At 72.1% G+C, this 5,510-nt stretch carries 6 protein-coding genes; 3 read left to right on the top strand and 3 right to left on the bottom strand.

Annotation, left to right across the window (positions count from 1 at the left end; all coding sequences use genetic code 11):
- The coding region (locus HDR73_RS13250) for a UbiA family prenyltransferase (RefSeq protein ID WP_287136463.1) at positions 1–794 on the bottom strand (794 nt) is incomplete at its 3' end.
- On the bottom strand, positions 791–1,261 hold the full coding sequence (locus tag HDR73_RS13245; RefSeq protein ID WP_012299115.1) for a GNAT family N-acetyltransferase: 471 nt from the start codon (positions 1,259–1,261) through the stop codon (positions 791–793). The genes HDR73_RS13245 and HDR73_RS13250, both read right to left, overlap by 4 nt.
- Before the next feature lie 51 nt (positions 1,262–1,312).
- Here HDR73_RS13245 and HDR73_RS13240 point away from each other — a divergent pair, with 51 nt between their 5' ends.
- Positions 1,313–1,849, top strand: coding sequence for a GNAT family N-acetyltransferase (locus HDR73_RS13240; protein WP_041464974.1), 537 nt, complete (start codon positions 1,313–1,315; stop codon positions 1,847–1,849).
- A gap of 304 nt (positions 1,850–2,153) precedes the next feature.
- Here the strand turns inward: HDR73_RS13240 and HDR73_RS13235 are convergent, their stop codons facing one another.
- The gene (locus HDR73_RS13235; protein WP_012299113.1) at positions 2,154–2,594 is read right to left on the bottom strand and encodes a hypothetical protein; all 441 of its coding nucleotides are present in this window, start codon (positions 2,592–2,594) and stop codon (positions 2,154–2,156) included.
- Between the two features lie 379 nt (positions 2,595–2,973).
- On the opposite strand from HDR73_RS13235, the gene HDR73_RS13230 reads away from it, so the two are divergent.
- Positions 2,974–4,386: a cytochrome ubiquinol oxidase subunit I gene (locus HDR73_RS13230; RefSeq protein WP_012299112.1), complete on the top strand. Its 1,413-nt coding sequence runs from the start codon at positions 2,974–2,976 to the stop codon at positions 4,384–4,386.
- Positions 4,386–5,390: a cytochrome d ubiquinol oxidase subunit II gene (gene cydB, locus HDR73_RS13225; RefSeq protein ID WP_012299111.1), complete on the top strand. Its 1,005-nt coding sequence runs from the start codon at positions 4,386–4,388 to the stop codon at positions 5,388–5,390. Before HDR73_RS13230 ends, cydB begins: the two co-directional genes overlap by 1 nt.
- Positions 5,391–5,510 lie beyond the last annotated feature (120 nt).

Below are 5,510 nucleotides of genomic sequence, written 5' to 3'. Positions count from 1 at the left end.
GCCGCCATGATCAGCTGGAACAGCAGGCGGCCCGGCGGGCGGGTCACGACGCGCACGGCGCCCCACGCGGCGATGCCCAGCGTGACGACGAGCCCCGCCACGGCGAGCGGCGTGACGGCGTGCGCGGGATCCGCGAGCACGGGGCCGACGGCCACGACCACCGCGCCGAGCGCGAGCGCCCCGAACGCGACGAGGCCCGACGGCACGCGCCCCAGCCGGTGCGGCAGGCCGCGCACTCCGGTGCGGGCGTCGTCCTCGAGGTCGGGCAGCACGTTGGTGAAGTGGATGGAGACGCCGAGCACCGCACCCGTCGCCATGGCCCACGCGGCCGCGGGCACCGGATCCGCCGCCCCGAGGGCCACCACCGTCGGCAGGATCCCGAAGGCCACGACGAACGGCACCACGCTCACGGCGGTCCGCTTGAGGCCGGCGTTGTAGGCCCAGCCCGCACCCACCAGCACAGCGTGCGCCAGGAGGAAAGCCGGCCCGAGCGCGGCCGATGAGACGAAGCACGCCGCCGCCGTCGCGAGGGCGGCCGCCCGCACGTGCCCGACCGCGACCTCGCCGCGCGCGACGGGCTTGTCCGCGCGGGCGACGCTGCGGTCGCGCTCGGCGTCGATCCAGTCGTTGGAGAGCCCGATGGACAGCTGGCCGAGCAGCACGGCCAGCGCCACAGCGGCCACGCGCCCGGGCCCGTAGCCGAGCGCGACGGCGAGCCCGCCCGCCAGCACCGTGACGGTGGCCGTCGGCCCCGGGTGCGAGGAGAGCGCGAGGAGCCGGAGCCGGCGGATCACGCGAGCGTCAGCGCGTAGCAGCGCGAGCCCTCGGAGTCGGCGTAGGCGCCGAAGCGGGGGATCTCGGTCCAGCCCTCGCGGACGTAGAACCGCATGGCGTCGGGCTGCTCGGGTCCGGTCTCGAGCACCAGGTCGACCACGCCGAGCTCCCGGGCCGTCTCCTCCAGGGTGCGGAGAAGGGCCGTCGCGACGCCCGTCCCGCGGGCGGCGGGCACCACGTACATGCGCTTCAGCTCCGCCCACGGGGTCCCGTCGCCGCGGTCGCCGAGCATCCGGATCCCGCCGCAGCCGACGGGCGCGCCTGCCGCGTCGCGCGCCACGAGGAACGCGGCCATGTCGGCAGCCGTCGGCTTCGTCCCGGGCTCCAGGTCGCCGCCGTAGCGGAGGTCGAGCTCGGCGCGCTGGGCGGCGCGGAGGGAGGTCGCGTCGATGTCGTCCCAGTCGACCCGCGAAAAAGTGCAGTCCATGCGTTGATCCTGCCGCAGGGCGCGACGCGACCGCTCCGCTACCCTGCCGGGATGAGGATCCGCCCCGCCGAGCCCCGCGACATCGACGATCTGCTGGAGATCCGCAACCACGCGATCCTCACCGGCACCGCGCTCTGGACGGAGGAACCGGTCGATCGTGCCGAGCGCGAGGCGTGGTTCCGGGAGACGACCGAGGCGGGCGACCCGATCCTCGTGGCCGAGGTCGACGGGGCGTTCGCCGGGTACGGCACCTACGGCCCGTGGCGGCGCATGTCCGGCTACCGCTTCTCCGTGGAGGACTCCGTCTACGTGCGCGACGGGTTCCAGGGCCGCGGCATCGGCCGCGCGCTCGTCGAGGCGGTCGTCGCGCACGCGCGGGCAGCGGGCAAGCGCGCCGTCTTCGCGGACATCGAGGCCGGGAACACCGGATCCATCCGCCTGCACGAGCGGCTCGGCTTCCGGCAGGTGGGCCTGCTGCCCGGCATCGGCTGGAAGTTCGGCCGGCCGCTCGACCTCGCGATCCTCCACCTCCCGCTCGTCGAGGACGACGCGTCCGCGGAGGAGCCTCCGGGAGGCCGCGCGGGCTGACGCGCGGGCGGATCCGCGGGGCGGACCGTCGAGAGGCCCGGCACGGGGCGCGGGAACGCCACAGGTGCCGGGCCTCTCCGGTGACCTCGGTCCTTCGGGGGACGGGAGATCTCCGTGATCCGGGAGCCGTCCGATCCGGGGGGATGGACGGACGAGCTCGTCGGGTTGCGAACGCCCGACCCAGGGGGGGGTAAGGGCCGCGCGCTCATGGACGACTCTAGCCGGGTCCTCATTTATGCGGACACATGGACGTGGCCCCAGAAGGAGGGGCGCGACCGGGATCGGCGGTGGACGCCTAGTGGCGTCAGTCCTGGGACTCGTCGAGCTCGCGTCCGCCGCCCGCGACGACGGCGTCGCGGAGCGCGTGGAACTGGTCGACCGTGAGGCCGTTGCGGAGGAGGTACGGCTCCACGCCGCCGCGGCCGGCCAGCGAGTGGAGGGCCTGGATGACGGGCGCGGGATCCCCGTCGACGGCGTGCTGGGCGGCGTCGCGGACGTCGAGACCGCCGGCCACGAGCGCGAGGGCCACGACGAGCGCGTCCTCGACCGACGCGCTGCGGGCGTCGTAGCGCTCGGCGGGCGCTCCGGACTCGAGGCGGTCGGCCGTCTCGGCGACCCGTCCGGTGAGGTGCGCGCCGTCGGCCACGAGCAGGGCGACGAAGGCCGAGGCGGGGGCGCCGGCGGCGGACGTCGCGGATCCGCGGGTGCGGTCGGACGCCGGCGAGGCGGGAGCGGGTGAGGTCATGGCGGCGGCCCTTCGGTCGACGTGCGCGGTGCGGGTGGGTGCGGTGCCGGATCCGGGTGCCGACGGAGGGTGCGGAGCCGGAGCCGGCCCCGCGCGTGGGCGCACCGGGTCGACGCCGATCCGGGTGCGTGGTCCGACCATCGCCCGGCCGGGTGAACGCCGGGTGTCGCGCGCGTCGCCGGTCGGCCAACGCGACGCGGCCGGGACCTGCGCGCCGGGCTCGCGCGGATCGTCTACAAGTCGTAGAATCGTGGTGTCGCGATGGAGCCTCACCCCGCATGACCCGCCCTCCACAGGAAGCGCATCCGGTCGCCATGACACCGCACCCCGTTCCCGCAGACCACCCCGCACCCGGCCGCCGCCAGAGCGGTCGCCCGGAGTGAACGACCTCCTCGACCCGCTCCTGCTGTCCCGCTGGCAGTTCGGCCTCACGACCGTCTACCACTTCCTCTTCGTGCCGCTCACGATCGGCATGGCCTTCGTCTGCGCGCTCTACCAGACGGCGTGGGTGCGCACGGGGAAGCAGCACTACCTGCGGCTCACGCGCTTCTTCGGGAGGATCTTCCTCATCAACTTCGCGATGGGCACGGTCACGGGCATCGTGCAGGAGTTCCAGTTCGGCATGAACTGGTCGGAGTACTCCCGCTTCGTCGGCGACGTCTTCGGCGCCCCGCTCGCGCTCGAGGGCCTTCTCGCGTTCTTCCTCGAGGCGTCGTTCATCGGCGTGTGGATCTTCGGCTGGGACAAGCTCCCGAAGAAGCTGCACCTCGCGTCCATCTGGGTGGTCTCGGTCGCGTCGATCCTGTCGGCCTACTTCATCCTCTCGGCCAACGCGTTCATGCAGAACCCGGTCGGCTACCGCATCGACGAGGCGCGCGGCCGGGCCGAGCTGACCGACATCTGGGCGCTGCTCACCAACAAGGTCGCCCTCGCCGCGTTCCCGCACACGATCTTCGCGGCCTTCATGTGCGCCGCCGCGGTCATCATCTCGGTCGCCGCCTGGCACCTGTCGCGGAACCAGCACCTCGAGACGATGATGCCGGCGATGAGGTTCGGCATGTGGTTCATGGTCGTCTCGGGTGCGCTCACCATCCTCTCCGGCGACTCGCTCGGGCTCGCGATGGTGCAGACGCAGCCCATGAAGATGGCCGCGGCCGAGGCGCACTACGACACGTCGTCCGGTGCCGCCGCGTCGTTCTCGCTCTTCACGTGGGGCACGCCGGACGGCTCGAGCGAGTTGTTCTCCATCCGCATCCCGTACCTGCTGTCGTTCCTCTCGACGCACACGCTCGACGGCACGGTCCAGGGCATCAACGACCTGCAGGCGCAGTACGTCGCGAGCTACGGCCCCGGCGACTACACGCCCACCATCTGGGTCACCTACTGGGCCTTCCGCTGGATGATGGGCTTCGGCATGGCGGCCATCGCCGTCGCGGTCGGGGGCCTCTGGTTCACGCGCGGCGGCCGCCGGATCACGAAGCCCTGGATGTGGAGGGTCGCCATCTGGGCCGCCCCGCTGCCGCTGCTCGCGATGACGGTCGGCTGGATCTTCACGGAGATGGGCCGCCAGCCCTGGATCGTGTTCAGCCTGCTGCAGACCTCGTCCGCGGTCTCGCCGAACGTCACCGGGCTCCAGGTGCTCATCTCGCTCGTCGCCTTCACGGTGGTCTACGGGTCGCTCGCGGTGGTGGAGTTCCGCCTGATCCTGAAGGCCGCGCAGAAGGGCCCGGAGGCCGAGCAGGAGCCGGACCCGGTGACGGGCGAGGTCGTCCGGGAAGCGAGCGTGTACTGATGGACCTCACGCTCATCTGGTTCGGCGTCATCGCCTTCCTCTTCGTCGGCTACTTCGTGCTCGACGGCTTCGACTTCGGCGTGGGGATGAGCCTGCCGTTCCTCGCGAAGGACGACACCGACCGCCGCGTCCTCATCAACACCATCGGGCCGGTGTGGGACCTCAACGAGACGTGGCTCATCGTCGCCGGGGCCGCGCTCTTCGCGGCCTTCCCCGAGTGGTACGCCACGATGTTCAGCGGCTTCTACCTGCTGCTGCTCGCGATCCTTATCACGCTCATCCTCCGCGGGGTCTCGTTCGAGTTCCGGCACCAGGGCGCGTCCGACCGGTGGCGCGGGTGGTTCGACGCGATGATCGTCACGGGCTCGGTCGTGCCGTCGTTCCTCTGGGGCGTCGTGTTCGCGAACGTGGTGCGCGGGGTGCCGATGGACGCGAACCACGACTACACGGGATCCACGCTCGACCTGCTGAACCCGTACGCGCTGCTCGGCGGCCTCACGACGCTCTCGCTGTTCCTCGTCAACGGCCTGCAGTTCGCGGCGCTCAAGACCGACGGGCCGATCCGGGCACGCGCCCGCCTGCTGTCGATGCGCGTGGGAGCCGTCACCATCGTCATCGCGGCGGCGTTCCTCGTCTGGACGACGCTCGCGCACGGGTCGGCGCTGTCTGGGCTCGTGTCCGCGCTCGCGGCCGTCGCCCTCGTCGGCTCGTACCTCGCGAACGTCCGAGGGCGGGAGCGGTGGGCGTTCGGGCTGCTCGCGGCGACCATCGCCCTCGCGGTCGCCAGCCTCTTCACGGCCCTGCACCCGTATGTGATGCCCGCGTCGAACGACCCCGCGAACGGGCTCACGCTCGAGAACGCCTCGTCCTCGCCGTACACGCTGACGATCATGACGTGGGCCGCGGGCTTCGCGCTGCCGCTGATCCTCGCCTACCAGGCGTGGACGTACTGGGTGTTCCGGAAGCGCATCACGCGCGCCGTCATCGCCCAGGCCGCGCACTAGGTGTACTCGGCCATGACGTTGGTGACACTTCGGGGCGTGTGAAGAGGCCTCCTGGCTTGATGGAGCTGTCTAGTTCAACCATCGCCAGGAGGCCTCGATGTCCCATCGCTAATGCCCGGT

Source organism: Clavibacter sp. (assembly GCF_014802555.1).
Taxonomy (GTDB): domain Bacteria; phylum Actinomycetota; class Actinomycetes; order Actinomycetales; family Microbacteriaceae; genus Clavibacter; species Clavibacter sepedonicus.
This window is presented reverse-complemented; position numbering and strand designations above follow the sequence as displayed.

Excerpts from the sequence above, each read along its gene's own strand:
- HDR73_RS13245 (WP_012299115.1), bottom strand. The coding sequence starts at position 1,261 with ATGGACTGCACTTTTTCGCGGGTCGACTGGGACGACATCGACGCGACC.
- HDR73_RS13240 (WP_041464974.1), top strand. The coding sequence starts at position 1,313 with ATGAGGATCCGCCCCGCCGAGCCCCGCGACATCGACGATCTGCTGGAG.
- HDR73_RS13235 (WP_012299113.1), bottom strand. The coding sequence starts at position 2,594 with ATGACCTCACCCGCTCCCGCCTCGCCGGCGTCCGACCGCACCCGCGGA.
- cydB (WP_012299111.1), top strand. The coding sequence starts at position 4,386 with ATGGACCTCACGCTCATCTGGTTCGGCGTCATCGCCTTCCTCTTCGTC.